Origin of the sequence: Mesorhizobium calcicola (assembly GCF_042682105.1) — a bacterium.
Taxonomy (GTDB): Bacteria; Pseudomonadota; Alphaproteobacteria; order Rhizobiales; family Rhizobiaceae; genus Mesorhizobium; species Mesorhizobium calcicola.
Genome location: NZ_JBHUGY010000047.1, coordinates 62,393 through 76,583, shown reverse-complemented (window position 1 = coordinate 76,583; position 14,191 = coordinate 62,393). Strand labels below are relative to the sequence as shown.

Sequence of the window (14,191 nt, the reverse complement as noted above, 5' to 3'; positions counted from 1 at the left end):
TGCGGATGTTGATGGGGGCGCCGCAACGTTTTGTTCTGCGCACAATTAAAATGGGCCGATTTCGGTCTCGAACTCCAAACTTGTGCTTGCTGCCTGTGGTGGAATTCGAGGGAAGGGAGCAGCCTTGCGTACAATGCCAAGCGCGGCCTCATCGAAAGCCGCCGATCCTGAGGTTTCCAGGATGCGCAACTCGTTTATGTTGCCCTTCCTGCCTATGACGAATGCGACAACCGCATTGTTGCGTGCGGCCAGTTGTAGCGAAGGCGGGAGAGTGCGATTGACGCTGCCGAGCTTTCTAAAGACGTCGCCGCGGTAGCTGTCTTCCACGGCGCTGCCTGCCTCTTTCTGTCTTTTGCCCTTACTGGCTGCCGGCGCCAACCGGTCCTGGCCATCGGCCGTGCCGCTTCTCTCACCCGCTTCACTTGCTGTTGCTGGGGAGACTGCCGGACTTGGCCTGGCGCTGGGAATCGGTGGCTGCTCAGGAACCGTGACAGGCGCCTCGGCGCTTTCGGCCTGAACGGCTGGCTGTGCCGGTGTTTCGGTCTTTGGAGTCACGCTCCGGTCATTGGGGCGTGGAGCACCGGCCACCAATATGTCCGGCGTCACCGCAGGCTGTTTGACAGGTTCCGGCAAAGGCTTGTCGGGCTGCTCCGCTGCTTCCCGAGCGGGCTCGGAAGGCTGCGTTGGCGGCGCCGGCCTGGCCGCCTTTGCCGGCGCTGGCTTGGTCGGTTGCGGGTTCGGCACCAGCGCGACATTTATTGCCGCCGGGTCACGATCCAGCGCGCTGCCGACAACATTGGTGCCCGACTGATCGCTGCCCTCTGGCTGCACGGCGTCCTGGAATTCGAATGTTCCTGAAGGCGAAATCAGAAAAGCCGCCGCCACGGCGGCATGGAGCAGGCAAGAAATGACGATCGCTGCCGTCCATTTGCTGCTCCAGGCCGATGGCCGCGACGGCGTAAGCGGCTTGGTTGGCACTATCGCCAGTTCGGCGCCGGCTTCGAGGAGAGGACTGATGTCACGCATGTCGTGGGACGAGACCTGCAGCGACCCGTGCGGACTTGTCAAATCAAGATCGCTTGGTCCAAACGACAACACATGCGAGCCGGCCGGAGGCCAAGCCCCTGTGTTCTGCAGGAGTGCGGGATGCAGTCCCACCTCAGACGCCGAAAGCGATACCGGTTTTGGTGTCCATCTTCAGCTTGCGCATGCAGGCGTTCGGCTCGACGCCGGTGCCGGTGCATTCCGTCGCGCTGTTGATCAGCACGCGGCTGACCTTGGCGCAGTCGGCGCCTGCGAGGTCAAAACGCGTCACCTTGGTCTTGCCGGCTGGCAACTCCTTGAAGTCGAGTACGGTCAGCCGGTCGACGACACCGGCCTCGTTGAACAAGGCGATCTCGAACGCCGCCTTGGAAAGGTCGGCGCCGAGATTGTTGTTGACCACGAAGGTCAGGCGGCAGCCCTTGTCGGAGGCTTGCGCACCATTGAGTTCGAGGGCCAACGCAGGGACCGGCGCGGACTGCTCAGCCGACGCCGGAACCATCGCAAGCGACATCGTCAGCGTCGAGGTCAGCAGACGAAGGGATGTCATCAAGCGTGTCATTGCCGTCAGCCTCCAAACCGCATCGTTGCCGCCAGCTTCAGCGCTATGCCCGGTTCATAGACCGCAACCGTCGTGCTGCCGTTCAACGGGTTGGCGTATTTGACATCGAACAGATTGTCGGCACGGAAATCGACCTTCAGATTGTCGGTCGCCTGATAGCTGGCGAAGGCGTTGACCAGCGTATAGTCCTTGGCCACCGCATTGCCCTTCGGCTTGCCATTGTACTGCACTTCGCCACCGACGGTCAGCTTGTCCTCGAGGAAGCGCAGGCCAAGCTGGGCCGTGACCTGCGAGGAGGGGATGGTTGCGAGGTCAGCTTCCACACCCTTGTAGGATACGGTGTGACCATTGGTGATCGATGCCGAGAGCCCGGCATAGCCCCAGGCTGCGTCATAGACGCCCTCCAGTTCGAAGCCGTTGAACTTGGCCTTGGCGAAATTCTGATACTGGAAGCAGATCGGTATGCCGGGGCCAAACGGGCAGCCGCTGGTCGGGTCGAACGGCGACAGTGTCACGCCGTCGATATAATCATCGACATTGTTGTTGAAGTAGGCCGCCTTGATGCGGAGCGCATCGCCGGCCTCCAGGATGTCGTTCTGCTTGTAGTTGACGCCGAATTCCGTCGTCTTGCCGGTTTCAGGCCGCAGGTTGGGATTGGGCAGGAACGGGAAGGAAACGCCGGCCGGATGGTTGCCGCTGATCAGCGTTTCCGTCAGCGAAGGCGAACGGTAGCCTTCCGCATAGGTGCCATAGAATTGCAGGCCGGCAAGGCTGGCGCTTTCGAAGGGCGAGACGCCGACGGTGATGCGCGGCGACACTCTGTCGCCTGACGTTTCGTGAGTGTCATCCTTGAGGCTGTAATTGTCGTAACGCAGCCCGGCGATGACTTCGAGCCAGTCCCAGGTGAGCTTGTCCTGGACGTAGGCGCCGGACACGTTGCGCTTGCCCGATGGCGTGTAGAAACTGTCGCCGCCGGCCGTGCCGCCGGTCTTGACGTTGTCGCCGACCCAGTCGCCGCCGTACGTCAGTTCATGCGCCAGGCCGCCGGTCTCGAATCTGGACGTGTTCCAGATGTCGATACCAGTGGTGCCTACGTCGAACGTCGATTGCGATCCTGCCGGCAAGACAATCGGCAGGCCGGTGACCGGATCGAACCGCTTCCGAGCGACGAGGCTGGTCAAGTCGAGGTTGGTCTTGTTGTAGGAGGTGTTGATGTGGAGATCGAGCCAGCTCTTGTCTTCGTCTGATATGTTGTAGCCAGCGGTGAAGGTGTTCGACTTGAGGTCGACGTCATTCACCGGCACGCCGCCGCTGATCTCGTTCCAGCCATCGCTTGAGCCGACCCAGCCGAGCTTCAGCGCACTGTTGTCGGTCGGCCGGATGGTGGTCTTGAGCAGGCCGCTCAGCACGTCGAAGCCGGTGCCCTTGACGGTGTCGCCGCCGCCATCGTTGTAGTCGTCATAGTTGCGGTAGACGATGTTGCCGAGCGCGTCCCAGTTCTCATTGAAGCGATAGGCACCGGAGGCGCTGGTGGTCCAGCCCTTGCCGTTGGTCTCATAGCGTCCGGTGACGGAGCCGGCCCATGTCTCGTTCGGCTTGAGGAAATCCTCGGCATCCTTGGTATCGAAGAAGACGACGCCGCCGATAGCCCCCGAGCCATAGGTGTTGGCAACCGGACCGCGGATCACGTCGACGGATTTGACGAGCTCGGGATCGATATAGAAGGTCGACTGCGTGCCGTGGTCGGAACGCTTGAAATTCTGGCGGGCGCCGTCGACAATGACCGCGACGCGGCCGAAATCCTGCAGACCGCGGATGTTGATGCTGGTGCTGACGCGCCTGGCGTCGGCCTGCGCCGCGACACCGGGCACACCCATCAGCATCTCGTTCGGTGTTGTCGCCATGCGGCGGTCGAGCTGTTCCTGGTCGACATGGCTGGCCGAGGCGAGCGATTCGATCGCCGTCTCGCCGGTGCGGCTCAGCACCAGGATCTTGTCGAGCAGCGTCGCGCCCGCCGGGGCAGGCTTTGTCTCTTCAGCCTTCTGTGATCGCGCCGTCTGCTGTTTTGCGGTCGGCTCGGCGGCCTGCTGGGCGCTGGCCGGTGGCGTCAGCAAAGTGACTGCCGCGACGCTTGCCAGCAAGGCCGCCATTCCTCTTGTCGTGGATCGCCCGCCAAGACTCTCGTCAGACCCGCAGACGTCAAACCGGCCGCGCCAATTCATCAACCCCATGCCCCAACTCCAAAATCCAGGTTCGATGCTGGCTGGCCTGGGGCTTGCTGGCATTTTTGATCGTGTCCGGCGTCTTAAATCTTGACTCGTTTGCTCCGGTATTGCACTGACTAGTAAACATGATTATTCGAGTCAAGAAATGAATCGGCATTTATGCAACGCCTAGCCAGGTGCCCGGCACAGGAAAGGGATCGATCCAGATGAACACGCACAATCCCAATGACTTTCGCTATCGCGTCCGCCGCTCCGACGACACCTCCGCCCGTTTCGAGAGGGTTCCGCTGGCGGTGCGAACCCTCTCCAGCAACACCTTGTTCCAGGGCGAGCACGAGATCGGCATCGAACATCATGGCGCACTCTACCGGCTCAAGATCACCCGCCAGGGCAAGCTCATTCTCAACAAGTAAGGCTAGAGCGGTTCACCGTTTCACGGAAACGCCGAACCGCTCTATCTCTTTGTTTTAACGCAATTCCGGACGGAAAACCGTTTCACACTTTTCCTGGAATTGCTCTAGGCAGCAGGGACGAGACATGGACCAGCGCGTAAAACCCGCCCCGCATGAAATCCGGCGGGCACGGACAGACAACCCGAAGACGCGCGAGTGCGATCTGGCTGTCCAGCTCGGCATTTCGGAGGTCGAGCTGGTCGCCGCGCATTGCGGCGACGGCGTCGTCCGCATCGAGCCGCGCGTCAACGATCTTTTGACCGGCCTCGAAGCCGTCGGCGAAGTCATGGCGCTGACCCGCAATGAAAGCGCCGTGCACGAAAAGATCGGCATCTACGACAAGGTCGTCACCGGCAACCACAATGCCATGGTGCTCGGCGAAAACATCGACCTGCGCATCTTCCCGAAGGTCTGGGCGCACGGCTTTGCCGTGGAAAAGCGCGATAGCGACGACATCCGCCGCAGCCTGCAGTTCTTCGACGCGGCCGGCGAGGCCGTGCACAAAGTGCATCTGCGGCCGGCCTCCAGCCTCTATGCCTATCAGAAGCTGGTCGCCGCGCTCGAATCGCCGAACCAGGAGCCCATGGTCGACATTTCAGGACACATTTCCGACGACGAGAACGAGGCCGCGGCAACGACTGCCAATCTCGACGATCTGCGCGACCGCTGGAGCCGGCTGACCGACGTGCATCAGTTCTTCGGCATGCTGAAGACGCTGAAGCTCAGCCGCCGGCAGGCGGTGCGCATGGTCGGCCAGGACTATGCCTGGCTGCTCGACAATGACGCCGTCCGCGCCATGTTCCATCATGCCGCCGAGGGCGAAATGCCGATCATGTGCTTTGTCGGCAATCGCGGCTGCATCCAGATCCATTCCGGTCCGGTCAAATCCATCAAGCCGATGGGGCCATGGATCAATGTGCTGGACGAGACCTTCCACCTGCATCTGCGGACCGACCACATCCACGAGGTCTGGGCGGTGCGCAAGCCGACCAAGGTCGGTCATGTCACTTCGCTCGAGGTCTATGACGCCGACGGCAAGATGATCATCCAGTTCTTCGGCAAGCGCCATGAGGGCGAGAGCGAGCGCGACGACTGGCGATTCCTGGCGGAGAACCTGCCGCGCACCCCAAGCCCGACCGCAGCCTGAGGACGATAGAAATGGTTTCCTTCCCAGGACTGGCGCCTATCGTCAGGTTGGCGCCCATTCTAAGATCGGCAATGGGTCCGGCGATCGGTCTTTCCCTGGCTTTTTTCGCCTTGCAACCCGGCAATGCCACCGAGGGCGCGACCGTCTTTGCCGATGCCTCGAAGATCGCGGCCATTGGCGGCTCGATCACCGAGATCGTCTATGCACTCGGCGAGGAGAAGCATCTGGTGGCTCGAGATTCCACCAGCCGCTATCCGAAAGCAGCACTTGATCTGCCTGATGTCGGCTACATGCGGCAGCTGTCGCCGGAAGGTGTGCTGTCGGTCAATCCGACCGGTATCCTGGCGCTGCAAGGCAGCGGGCCCAAGGAAGCCGTCGATGTGCTGAAGAAGGCGAGCATCCCCTTTATTGAAGTGCCCGAGCACTATAGCCACGAAGGCATCCTAGAGAAGGTCCGCATCGTCGGCAAGGCGCTCGGCGTCGACGCCAGGGCCGAGGCGCTGGCCAGGGAGCTTGACGCCAAGCTCACGGCCGCCGAACAACAGACGGCCTCGATCAAGGCGCGCAAGCGCATCCTGTTCGTGCTGTCGATACAGGGTGGCAAGATCCTCGCCGCCGGCAGCGAGACCGCCGCCGACGGCATGGTCAAGCTGGCGGGTGGGATCAATGCCGTCGACGGCTTTTCCGGCTACAAGCAGATGTCCGACGAGGCTGTTATCACCGCCAGGCCAGATGTGATCCTGATGATGAGCAATGCCGGGCCTCCGGTATCGGACGACGAACTGTTCTCCAATCCAGCCGTGGCCTCGACGCCGGCGGGTGCCGCGCGCAAGCCGATCCGCATCGACGGTGGCTATTTGCTCGGCTTCGGGCCGCGCACGGCCGACGCCATCCACGACCTCGCCGTCGCGCTTTATGGCGCGCAGGTCGCGGACTAAGCGGGCAGATGGTCTCTCAATCAATCGCCGGCCCGGTGAAGGTGCTGACCGGTGCATCCGAAGGCGACCGCTCGGGCCGCGCCCGCACCGTCATCCTTCTGCTGTGCCTGGGGCTGGTCATTGCCGTGCTGCTGTCGCTCACATCAGGGGCATCGGACGCATCGGCCGTCAACGTGATCAGCACCTGGCTGTTCGGCACCGTGCCTGATAACGCCGCGCTGAGTGCCCGCGACAGCCTGATCGTTTACGACATCCGTCTGCCGCGCATCATCCTTGGCATGTTGGTTGGCGCAGCACTCGCCGTCTCCGGTGCGGTCATGCAGGGGCTGTTCCGCAATCCGCTGGCCGACCCTGGCCTGATCGGCGTTTCGGCCGGCTCGAGCCTCGGTGCGGTTGCCGTCATCGTGCTCGGCGCCACGATGCTGGCGCCGGTGACGGCATGGCTCGGCACACTTGCGCTGCCCCTGGCGGCCTTCTTCGGCGGTCTTGCCTCGACATTGGTGCTCTATCAGGTTGCCACGCGACGGGGACAAACCTCGGTCGCCACCATGCTGCTCGCCGGTATTGCACTGGCGGCGCTCGCCATGGCGCTGACCGGCATCCTCATTTTCATGGCCGACGACCGCCAGTTGCGCGACCTGACCTTCTGGCAGCTCGGATCGCTCGGTGGCGCGACCTGGGCGAAGATCGCTTCGGTCGGGCCGATCATCGTATTGGCGCTGGCGGCGATGCCGTTCCTGGCGCGCGGCCTCAACGCCCTGGCGCTGGGCGAGGCGACCGCCGGCCATCTCGGCATTCCGGTGCAGCGGCTGAAATACACGGCCATCATCGGCGTCTCGGCGGCGGTCGGCGCCTCTGTCGCGGTCAGCGGCGGCATCGGCTTCGTCGGCATCGTCGTGCCGCATCTGCTGCGCCTGCTGATCGGTCCCGACAATCGCTATCTGCTGCCGGCATCGGCGCTGCTCGGTGCGTCGCTGCTGCTGTTGGCCGATGCCGTTGCCCGCACCTTCGTGGCGCCGGCCGAATTGCCGATCGGCATCGTCACCGCGATCGCCGGTGCGCCGTTCTTCCTGTGGATCCTGCTGCGCAAGCGCGGCGTCATTGATTTGTGAAATCTGGGATTTGTGAGATTTGGGACCTGTGAGGCTTTGATGATCGAGGCAAGGGACGTTTCGGTTGATATCGCCGGCAAGCGCATCGTTACCGGTGTCGATTTCGCTGCTCGGCCCGGCGAGATCGCCGCCATCGTCGGTCCCAACGGTTCGGGCAAGACGACCTTCCTCAAGGCTTTGTGCGGCGAACTCGCCTACACCGGGCATGTCGTCCTCAACGGCCGCGATCTCTCGGCGATGAAGCCGGTCGAGGTCGGCACACAGCGGGCAGTGCTGCCGCAGGCGACGACGCTGTCGTTCCCGTTCACGGTGCGAGAGGTGGTCAAGCTCGGCCTCGTCGGCGGCCGCTCAGGCGTTCTGCCGGGCGAGGACGCGCGGCTGCCGGAACGGGCGCTGGCGCGCGTCGATCTCGACGGTTTTGCCGGACGTTACTATCAGGAGCTTTCGGGCGGCGAGCAACAGCGCGTCCAGCTTGCGCGCGTGCTGTGCCAGGTCTGGGCGCCGGTGCTCGACGGCAGGCCGCGCTATCTGTTCCTCGATGAGCCGGTTTCCAGCCTCGACATCAAGCACCAGCTGATCATCATGAACATCGCCCGCGACTTCGCCAGACCGGGCGGCGGCGTGGTCGCCATCCTGCATGACCTCAATCTGACGGCCATGTTTGCCGACCGGATCTTTGTCATGCATCGCGGCAGGCTCGCCGCCACCGGCTCGCCGCGGGACGTGCTGAGCGACGATCTGATCGAAAAAGTGTTCGATTGCCGGCTCAGGGTCGGCGTGCTGCCGGCCGGCAACATGCCGTTCATATTGCCGCAATCAGCGGTCTGATATTCAGGTGAGGCCGGCCTGCGAATCGCGGTTTCCTGCGCTTCCGGTATACCCGAAAGTACGCTCCGTTCCGGTTCTCGGAACCCGCGATACCTACCCAGACGCGGGGATACTTGCTCAGGCAGCCGGGGCGCGGCGTTCCACTAGCATGTCGATGCCGAGCAGGCTGCGCACATTCGGCCGTGCGGCGACGAGATCGGCGATCGTGTAGCGCTCCAGAACGGCGAAAAACGCGTTCAGCGCCTCGCGCAATGCCGAATTCAGCGCACAGCTGTCGACCAGCGGGCATTCGGCGGCATCGTTCTCGAAACATTCGGCCATGGCGAAGCTCTCTTCGGTCACGCGCACGACATCGAACAGGCTGATGGACTCGGCGGCGCGACCAAGCCTGACGCCGCCATTGCGGCCACGTACGGTCTCGACCAGGCCGTGCTCGACCAGTGGCTGCAGGATCTTGAACAGGAAAAGCTCCGACACCGAGTAGGCAGCCGCGATCTCTGGGATGCGGCTCAACCGATCGGTGTTGGCGGCACAATACATCAGGATGCGCATGGCATAGTTGGTCTGGCGCGTAAGCCGCATTTTGTCCTCACAAGGCACTGGTGCGGTGCAACCGCGCCAGATCTCAAAACTTTGCTGATGCCGCTTTAACCCGAAAATTTCGGGTTCGCCGCATTGGCCTAAGCGGAATATGGCCTATACCTTGGAACAATTCCAGACTGGCTGGCACAATAGATGAACATTCTCGTCAACTTTGTGTGCGCAGCCCGACAAAAGGCGAGGAAAATCGGCTGTCACGGGCATTTCGTCGGGTGAGACACTAGATAGCCCGAGATCGACGAGGAGCGGCTCATCCATGTCACAATCGGCTTCGTCCCTGGCGCCTGTCCGTTTCGACACCGATGCCGGTGCCAAGCTGTCCGCGCTGCGGCGGACCAAGTTCGTTGCAGCGGCGGCGCTGGCGCTTTGCGTGCTGGTGTTTGCGGTCGCCAAGTCGTTGGAGCACACCTATCCGTGGCTCGGCTTCGTCGCCGCCTTTGCCGAGGCCGCGACCATCGGCGGGCTCGCCGACTGGTACGCGGTGGTGGCGCTGTTCAGGCGGCCGCTGGGGCTGCCGATCCCGCACACCGCCATCATCCCCGAGAACCAGAACCGCATCGCCGACAATCTCGGCCGCTTCATCGAGGTCAATTTCCTCGCCCCCGAACCGGTGCGTGAAAAGCTTGCCGAAGTCGATTTTTCGGCGCTCGTCGCCGACTGGCTGGCCGATGCCGAACGTGCCGCCGGCCTGTCGCGCTTCGTCGTGCGGCTGGTGCCGCAGACGCTCGCCGCCGTCGAGCAATCCGGCCTGCGCGGCTTCGTCACCAGCCGCATGATCGAACAGATCGAAAAGGTGCCGCTGGCGCCGCTGGCCGCCGAACTGTTGTCGGCGCTCACCGACGATCGCCGCCACCAGAAATTGTTCGACGAATTCACCAAGGTGGTCGGCCGGTTCCTCAACGACGAGCAGGCGCTGGCGACGATGCGCGAGAAAATCCGCGAGGAGCTGCCGTCGCTGTTCAACCTGTTTCGCGCCGACGCCTATCTCTTGAAGAAGATCGTCGCCTCGGCCGGCTCGCTGCTCGACGAGGTGCGGGCCGATCCCGACCATCCGATGCGCGCCGAATTCGACCGTTTCGCTCAAGGCTTCATCGAAAAGCTCAGGACATCGAAGCAATATGCCAAACGCGCCGAGAAGCTGAAGCGCGATTTCCTCGCCCGGCCGGAAGTCAGCGGTCTGGCCGGCGACATGTGGGCAAGCCTCAGCCAGTTCATCGAGCAGGACGCCAAGGCGCCCGAGTCGATTATCCGTGCGCATCTCGCCAACATGTTCGTCGAGGTTGGCCGGCATCTTGCGAGTGATGCACAGATCAGGGCCGACATGAACCAGGGCTTCGTGGTGGCGCTCGCTTCGTTCGTGGAGAGCCAGAAGAGCGGCGTGTCGAAATTCATCGCCGATCAGGTCAAGCGTTGGGACCTTGCGCAGCTGACGCGGCTGATCGAGATGAACATCGGCAGGGACCTGCAATACATCCGCTTCAACGGCATGATTATTGGTGGGCTTGCCGGTGTTGTGCTCTATGTCGCCGAGCGGCTGTTCCTCGTCGGCTGACGTCCGTTTCGGGCCTGAGCCGATTCCACTGCGTTCGAATGGACACCCGGCACTTCGGTGCTATTCTCTCGTCCGGGAGCCCAATCGGCGGCGACAGGGGAGGAGACCATCTTGGCCAAGCAATCGGAATCCGATTCCTTCATGGACATGTTCGGCCGGTTCGGCCGCGACCTGAAGGTGCCCAATGTCGATGTCGAGGCTATCCTCGCGCATCATCGCAAGAACCTTGAAGCGCTGGAGAAATCGGCCCGAGCCAGTGCCGCCGGCGCGACGTCGCTGTTGTCCAGGCAGCGCGAGATGCTTCAGGAAACCCTGCGCGAAGTCACCGAGATGGCGCAAAGCTACAGGGCGCCGGGCAATCCGCAGGACCTGATGGCCAAACAGACGGAATTCGCTCGTAGATCCTTCGAGGTTGCGTTGAAGAATGCCGGCGAAGTGGCTGAACTGGTCAAGAAATCCGGCACCGAATCGGTCGACATCCTGCGCACGCGCATCAAGGAGGCGATGGAGGAAATCCGCGCCGGCTACGACAGGAAGTAGCGGCCTGCGACCAAGGTGGCTTTGCTGCCGCCGGCAAGCCCTGAAAGCCAGGAAATCCCGATTTGCCCTGCCACTGCGCCGGGCGGCATGGCACGATTGCGGCCGAAATCGGCGGAACGGATTCGCGCGGAGCGAATTGACAGGGGCTGCCAGTTCGTGGTCCGGAGGCGTTGGAAGCGATCGGGAAATCAGGAATGACTGAAATACGGCCTAAGACGCCGCCGACCTACGAGCAGTTGCGGACGATGGCCGGGCAGGAGCTTGGCGTGTCGGAGTGGACGACGGTCGACCAGAATCGTATCGACCAGTTCGCCGAATGCACCGGCGACCATCAATGGATCCATGTCGATCCGGAGCGCGCGCGACGGCAAAGCCCGTTCCGCACGACCATCGCGCATGGCTACCTGACGTTGTCGATCATCGGCGCGCTGGCGCTCGGCATGGGCATCGTGCCCGAAAACACCCAGGCCGCGTTCAACTATGGCTTCGACAAGGTGCGCTTCCTGGCGCCGGTCAAGGTCGGCGCGCGCATCAGGCTGCGCACCACGCTGCTGTCCATGGAGGACAGGGGCCCTGGCCAGTATCTGATGAAGGCGGCCAACACGGTCGAGATCGAAGGCGAGGAAAAGCCGGCGCTCACGGCTGAAACACTGGTCATGCTCTATGAGCGCCGCAAACGGGCAGGGGCGTAAACGGCCGCTATCAGCTCGTGCCTTTTGAAACTCTGGGCTCCGCACGGCCAGCGGCGTGGGAGGAGAGCAGCGCAAGGAACAGCGCGACCAACGCCAGCGCCGTGGCCATCTGAAAGGTGACCTGCATCCCCCGGGCGGCGGCCACGGAACTCAGAATGTCCTGGCCAATGTCTTGCCGTTCCCCGGCCGATGCGACGGCGAAAACGGCGCCCATCAATGATGCGCCGGTGATGAGGCCGAGATTGCGCGAAAGATTGAGCAGGCCTGAAACGACGCCGCGCTCGCCAGCGCCGACACCGGCCATGACGGCTGCGTTGTTGGATGTCTGGAACAGCGCGTAACCGATGCAGGTGACGGTGATCGGTACGACGTAGCTGGCAATGCCGAGTTTCGTCATGGCGAGCGACAGCAGGAACGTGCCGGTGGCGAGGCTGGTGAGGCCGGCGACCATCATCCTGTATGCACCGAAGCGATCGGTCAGGTGTCCGGCCAGCAGCGCCGACAGGGTCGAAACAAGCGGACCGGTCGAAAGCACGAGGCCGACCATTGCGGCATCGAGCCCGAGCCCACGCGACAGGTAGAATGGGGCAACCACCAGGGTCGCCATCATCACAGTGGCGACGATGAGGCTCATCGCCAGGCTGGCGCTCAGTTGCAGGTCACGAAAGCTGGCGAGCCGGATCAACGGGGTCTTCACTTTCGCCTGCGCAGTGGCGAACAGCACGACGCCGATGCCGGCCGCTATCAGCAGGCCGATGTTGAGTGCGCCGAAATTGCCTCTGCCAAGCGTCATGGCCAATGCATAGGCTGCCAGCGTCAGGGCCAGCAGGGCGGTGCCTACGGCGTCGAACTTGCCTTGAGCAGTTTGGGCTGCCTTGCCGCGCGCCGGCAGGGCACGCCAGGCGAGGGCGAAGGTCAGCGCGCCCAGCGGGACGTTGATCAGGAAAATTGCCCGCCAGCCGAGACCGGCGATCAGAAAACCGCCGAGCGACGGGCCAAGCGTCGTGCCGATCGCGGACATCGCGCCGAGCAGGCCCATGGCGCTGCCGGTTTTGGCCTTGCTCACGGTTTCGGCGACAAAAGCCAGCGTCAGCGCCATCATCAGCGCCGCGCCAAGCCCTTGCACGGCCCGCGCGGCGATCAGCAGCCACAATGTCGGCGCCAGACCGCAAAGCACCGATGTCAGCGTGAACAACGCGATACCGCCAAGCAGCAATGGCCGGCGACCGAACATGTCGGCCAGCCGTCCGGCGCTGACGATCAACGTGGTGATGGCGAGCAGATAGGCGAGAACAACCCATTGCACCGACTGGAACGAAGCGCCGAACGCCTGCATCAGCGACGGCAGCCCGACGCTGGCGATGCTGGTTCCAAGCGACGACAGCAGCGTGGCGAGCGACAGGCTTGCCAGCGCCCAGCGGGCGGAGTGTGTCTGTGCCAGCGCCGATACGCGCCGATTTTGCTCTGCGATTGCCAAGGCGATCTCCTTTCCGTCGGCTCCAGAACCGGAGCTATCGGAGATCTATTCCTTTGGCTGATGTGGCGGAAGGCGCAGCATTTGCATGTTATTCGTGCACCAAACGCCATATCCTATGCTATGGTTCGCCGATGGCATCGCCCGATCTCAATTTGCTCGTCGCTCTCGACGTTCTGCTGACCGAAGGCAGCGTGGCGCGCGCCGCCAATCGTCTTGGTCTCAGCCCCTCGGCGATGAGCCGCACTCTGGCGCGGCTGCGCGAGGCAACGGGCGATCCGCTGCTGGTTCGGGCCGGTCGCGGGCTGGTTGCGACGCCGCGTGCGGAGGAGTTGCGGCAGCAGGCCGGCCGTGTCGTTCAGGATGCGGAAGCACTCCTGCGCCCTGCCAGGCTCCTCAACCTTTCGGGCCTAGCCAGGACTTTCACGCTGCGCACCAATGAAAGCTTCGTCGAGGAGTTCGCGCCGCGCCTTGTCGCCCGCATCGAAGCGGAGGCGCCTAGCGTGCGGCTGCGTTTCGCGCCGAAGTTCGACAAGGATGTCACATCACTGCGCGAGGCGGCGATTGACCTGGAAATCGGCGTCGCCGGTGAAACCGGACCCGAGATGCGCATTCAGGCGCTGTTTCGCGACCACTTCATCGGCGCCGTGCGGGCTGGCCATCCCTTCAGCGAGGGCGTCGTGACGCCCGAGCGCTACGCAGCCGGCCGCCACATCAGCGTTTCACGGCGTGGCCGCGAGAAAGGTCCGATCGATGAAGCCCTGGAGCGGCTTGGACTCCAGCGGACCGTCATGTGCATGGTTTCCGGCTTTTCGGCCACGCTTGCCATGGCACGCGCCTCCGACCTGATCGCCAGCGTGCCCGAGCGGCATACGGAAGGCGCGCGCGCCGGCATGCACAGTTTTCCCCTGCCGGTCGCCACGGTCGAGGTCACCATCTCCATGCTCTGGCATCCACGCCTCGATGCCGATCCGGCGCAACGCTGGCTGCGCGACTGCGTGCGGGAGGTCTGTGCGGCGTCTCGCTGA

The 14,191-nt window shown here is 63.2% G+C and carries 14 protein-coding genes; 9 read left to right on the top strand and 5 right to left on the bottom strand.

What is annotated here, in order from left to right:
• Window positions 1-45 precede the first annotated feature (45 nt).
• The 3 genes from ACFSQT_RS28410 to ACFSQT_RS28400 form a co-directional block, all read right to left on the bottom strand.
• The gene (locus tag ACFSQT_RS28410) at window positions 46-885 is read right to left on the bottom strand and encodes an energy transducer TonB (RefSeq protein WP_379024364.1); all 840 of its coding nucleotides are present in this window, start codon (window positions 883-885) and stop codon (window positions 46-48) included.
• A 274-nt stretch (window positions 886-1,159) separates the two neighbouring features.
• On the bottom strand, window positions 1,160-1,603 hold the full coding sequence (locus ACFSQT_RS28405; protein ID WP_379024362.1) for a hypothetical protein: 444 nt from the start codon (window positions 1,601-1,603) through the stop codon (window positions 1,160-1,162).
• A 5-nt stretch (window positions 1,604-1,608) separates the two neighbouring features.
• On the bottom strand, window positions 1,609-3,834 hold the full coding sequence (locus tag ACFSQT_RS28400) for a TonB-dependent hemoglobin/transferrin/lactoferrin family receptor (RefSeq protein ID WP_379024360.1): 2,226 nt from the start codon (window positions 3,832-3,834) through the stop codon (window positions 1,609-1,611).
• A gap of 200 nt (window positions 3,835-4,034) precedes the next feature.
• Here ACFSQT_RS28400 and hemP point away from each other — a divergent pair, with 200 nt between their 5' ends.
• The 5 genes from hemP (at window position 4,035) to ACFSQT_RS28375 (ending at window position 8,305) form a co-directional block, all read left to right on the top strand.
• Window positions 4,035-4,241, top strand: coding sequence for a hemin uptake protein HemP (gene hemP / locus ACFSQT_RS28395; RefSeq protein WP_379024358.1), 207 nt, complete (start codon window positions 4,035-4,037; stop codon window positions 4,239-4,241).
• Between the two features lie 124 nt (window positions 4,242-4,365).
• Window positions 4,366-5,427 (top strand): hemin-degrading factor, encoded by a 1,062-nt coding sequence (locus ACFSQT_RS28390; RefSeq protein WP_379024356.1) that lies wholly within the window; start codon window positions 4,366-4,368, stop codon window positions 5,425-5,427.
• 11 nt (window positions 5,428-5,438) lie between these two features.
• Window positions 5,439-6,365, top strand: coding sequence for a heme/hemin ABC transporter substrate-binding protein (locus ACFSQT_RS28385; protein WP_379024354.1), 927 nt, complete (start codon window positions 5,439-5,441; stop codon window positions 6,363-6,365).
• A gap of 8 nt (window positions 6,366-6,373) precedes the next feature.
• On the top strand, window positions 6,374-7,477 hold the full coding sequence (locus tag ACFSQT_RS28380) for a FecCD family ABC transporter permease (protein ID WP_379024352.1): 1,104 nt from the start codon (window positions 6,374-6,376) through the stop codon (window positions 7,475-7,477).
• A gap of 39 nt (window positions 7,478-7,516) precedes the next feature.
• A complete protein-coding gene (locus ACFSQT_RS28375) occupies window positions 7,517-8,305 on the top strand; it encodes a heme ABC transporter ATP-binding protein (RefSeq protein ID WP_379024350.1) in 789 nt (262 codons plus the stop codon).
• 117 nt (window positions 8,306-8,422) lie between these two features.
• Here the strand turns inward: ACFSQT_RS28375 and rirA are convergent, their stop codons facing one another.
• The gene (gene rirA, locus ACFSQT_RS28370; RefSeq protein WP_379024348.1) at window positions 8,423-8,887 is read right to left on the bottom strand and encodes an iron-responsive transcriptional regulator RirA; all 465 of its coding nucleotides are present in this window, start codon (window positions 8,885-8,887) and stop codon (window positions 8,423-8,425) included.
• Window positions 8,888-9,161: 274 nt separating this feature from the next.
• Between rirA and ACFSQT_RS28365 the strand changes: the two genes are divergently transcribed.
• From ACFSQT_RS28365 to ACFSQT_RS28355, 3 genes are all read left to right on the top strand, one after another.
• Window positions 9,162-10,457, top strand: coding sequence for a DUF445 domain-containing protein (locus ACFSQT_RS28365; protein ID WP_379024346.1), 1,296 nt, complete (start codon window positions 9,162-9,164; stop codon window positions 10,455-10,457).
• A 111-nt stretch (window positions 10,458-10,568) separates the two neighbouring features.
• A complete protein-coding gene (locus ACFSQT_RS28360) occupies window positions 10,569-10,997 on the top strand; it encodes a phasin family protein (RefSeq protein WP_379024344.1) in 429 nt (142 codons plus the stop codon).
• A 194-nt stretch (window positions 10,998-11,191) separates the two neighbouring features.
• Window positions 11,192-11,689: a MaoC family dehydratase gene (locus tag ACFSQT_RS28355; RefSeq protein WP_379024342.1), complete on the top strand. Its 498-nt coding sequence runs from the start codon at window positions 11,192-11,194 to the stop codon at window positions 11,687-11,689.
• 10 nt (window positions 11,690-11,699) lie between these two features.
• Here the strand turns inward: ACFSQT_RS28355 and ACFSQT_RS28350 are convergent, their stop codons facing one another.
• Complete coding sequence (locus ACFSQT_RS28350; RefSeq protein ID WP_379024340.1) at window positions 11,700-13,166, bottom strand: MFS transporter; 1,467 nt, start codon at window positions 13,164-13,166, stop codon at window positions 11,700-11,702.
• A 131-nt stretch (window positions 13,167-13,297) separates the two neighbouring features.
• Here ACFSQT_RS28350 and ACFSQT_RS28345 point away from each other — a divergent pair, with 131 nt between their 5' ends.
• Window positions 13,298-14,191 (top strand): LysR family transcriptional regulator, encoded by an 894-nt coding sequence (locus ACFSQT_RS28345; protein WP_379024338.1) that lies wholly within the window; start codon window positions 13,298-13,300, stop codon window positions 14,189-14,191.

Bases quoted from the DNA above. Each gene is read 5' to 3' on its own strand.
- ACFSQT_RS28385 (WP_379024354.1), top strand. From the start codon at position 5,439: ATGGTTTCCTTCCCAGGACTGGCGCCTATCGTCAGGTTGGCGCCCATT.
- ACFSQT_RS28365 (WP_379024346.1), top strand. From the start codon at position 9,162: ATGTCACAATCGGCTTCGTCCCTGGCGCCTGTCCGTTTCGACACCGAT.
- ACFSQT_RS28355 (WP_379024342.1), top strand. From the start codon at position 11,192: ATGACTGAAATACGGCCTAAGACGCCGCCGACCTACGAGCAGTTGCGG.
- ACFSQT_RS28375 (WP_379024350.1), top strand. From the start codon at position 7,517: ATGATCGAGGCAAGGGACGTTTCGGTTGATATCGCCGGCAAGCGCATC.
- ACFSQT_RS28380 (WP_379024352.1), top strand. From the start codon at position 6,374: ATGGTCTCTCAATCAATCGCCGGCCCGGTGAAGGTGCTGACCGGTGCA.
- ACFSQT_RS28390 (WP_379024356.1), top strand. From the start codon at position 4,366: ATGGACCAGCGCGTAAAACCCGCCCCGCATGAAATCCGGCGGGCACGG.
- ACFSQT_RS28405 (WP_379024362.1), bottom strand. From the start codon at position 1,603: ATGACACGCTTGATGACATCCCTTCGTCTGCTGACCTCGACGCTGACG.
- hemP (WP_379024358.1), top strand. From the start codon at position 4,035: ATGAACACGCACAATCCCAATGACTTTCGCTATCGCGTCCGCCGCTCC.
- ACFSQT_RS28400 (WP_379024360.1), bottom strand. From the start codon at position 3,834: ATGGGGTTGATGAATTGGCGCGGCCGGTTTGACGTCTGCGGGTCTGAC.
- ACFSQT_RS28345 (WP_379024338.1), top strand. From the start codon at position 13,298: ATGGCATCGCCCGATCTCAATTTGCTCGTCGCTCTCGACGTTCTGCTG.
- rirA (WP_379024348.1), bottom strand. From the start codon at position 8,887: ATGCGGCTTACGCGCCAGACCAACTATGCCATGCGCATCCTGATGTAT.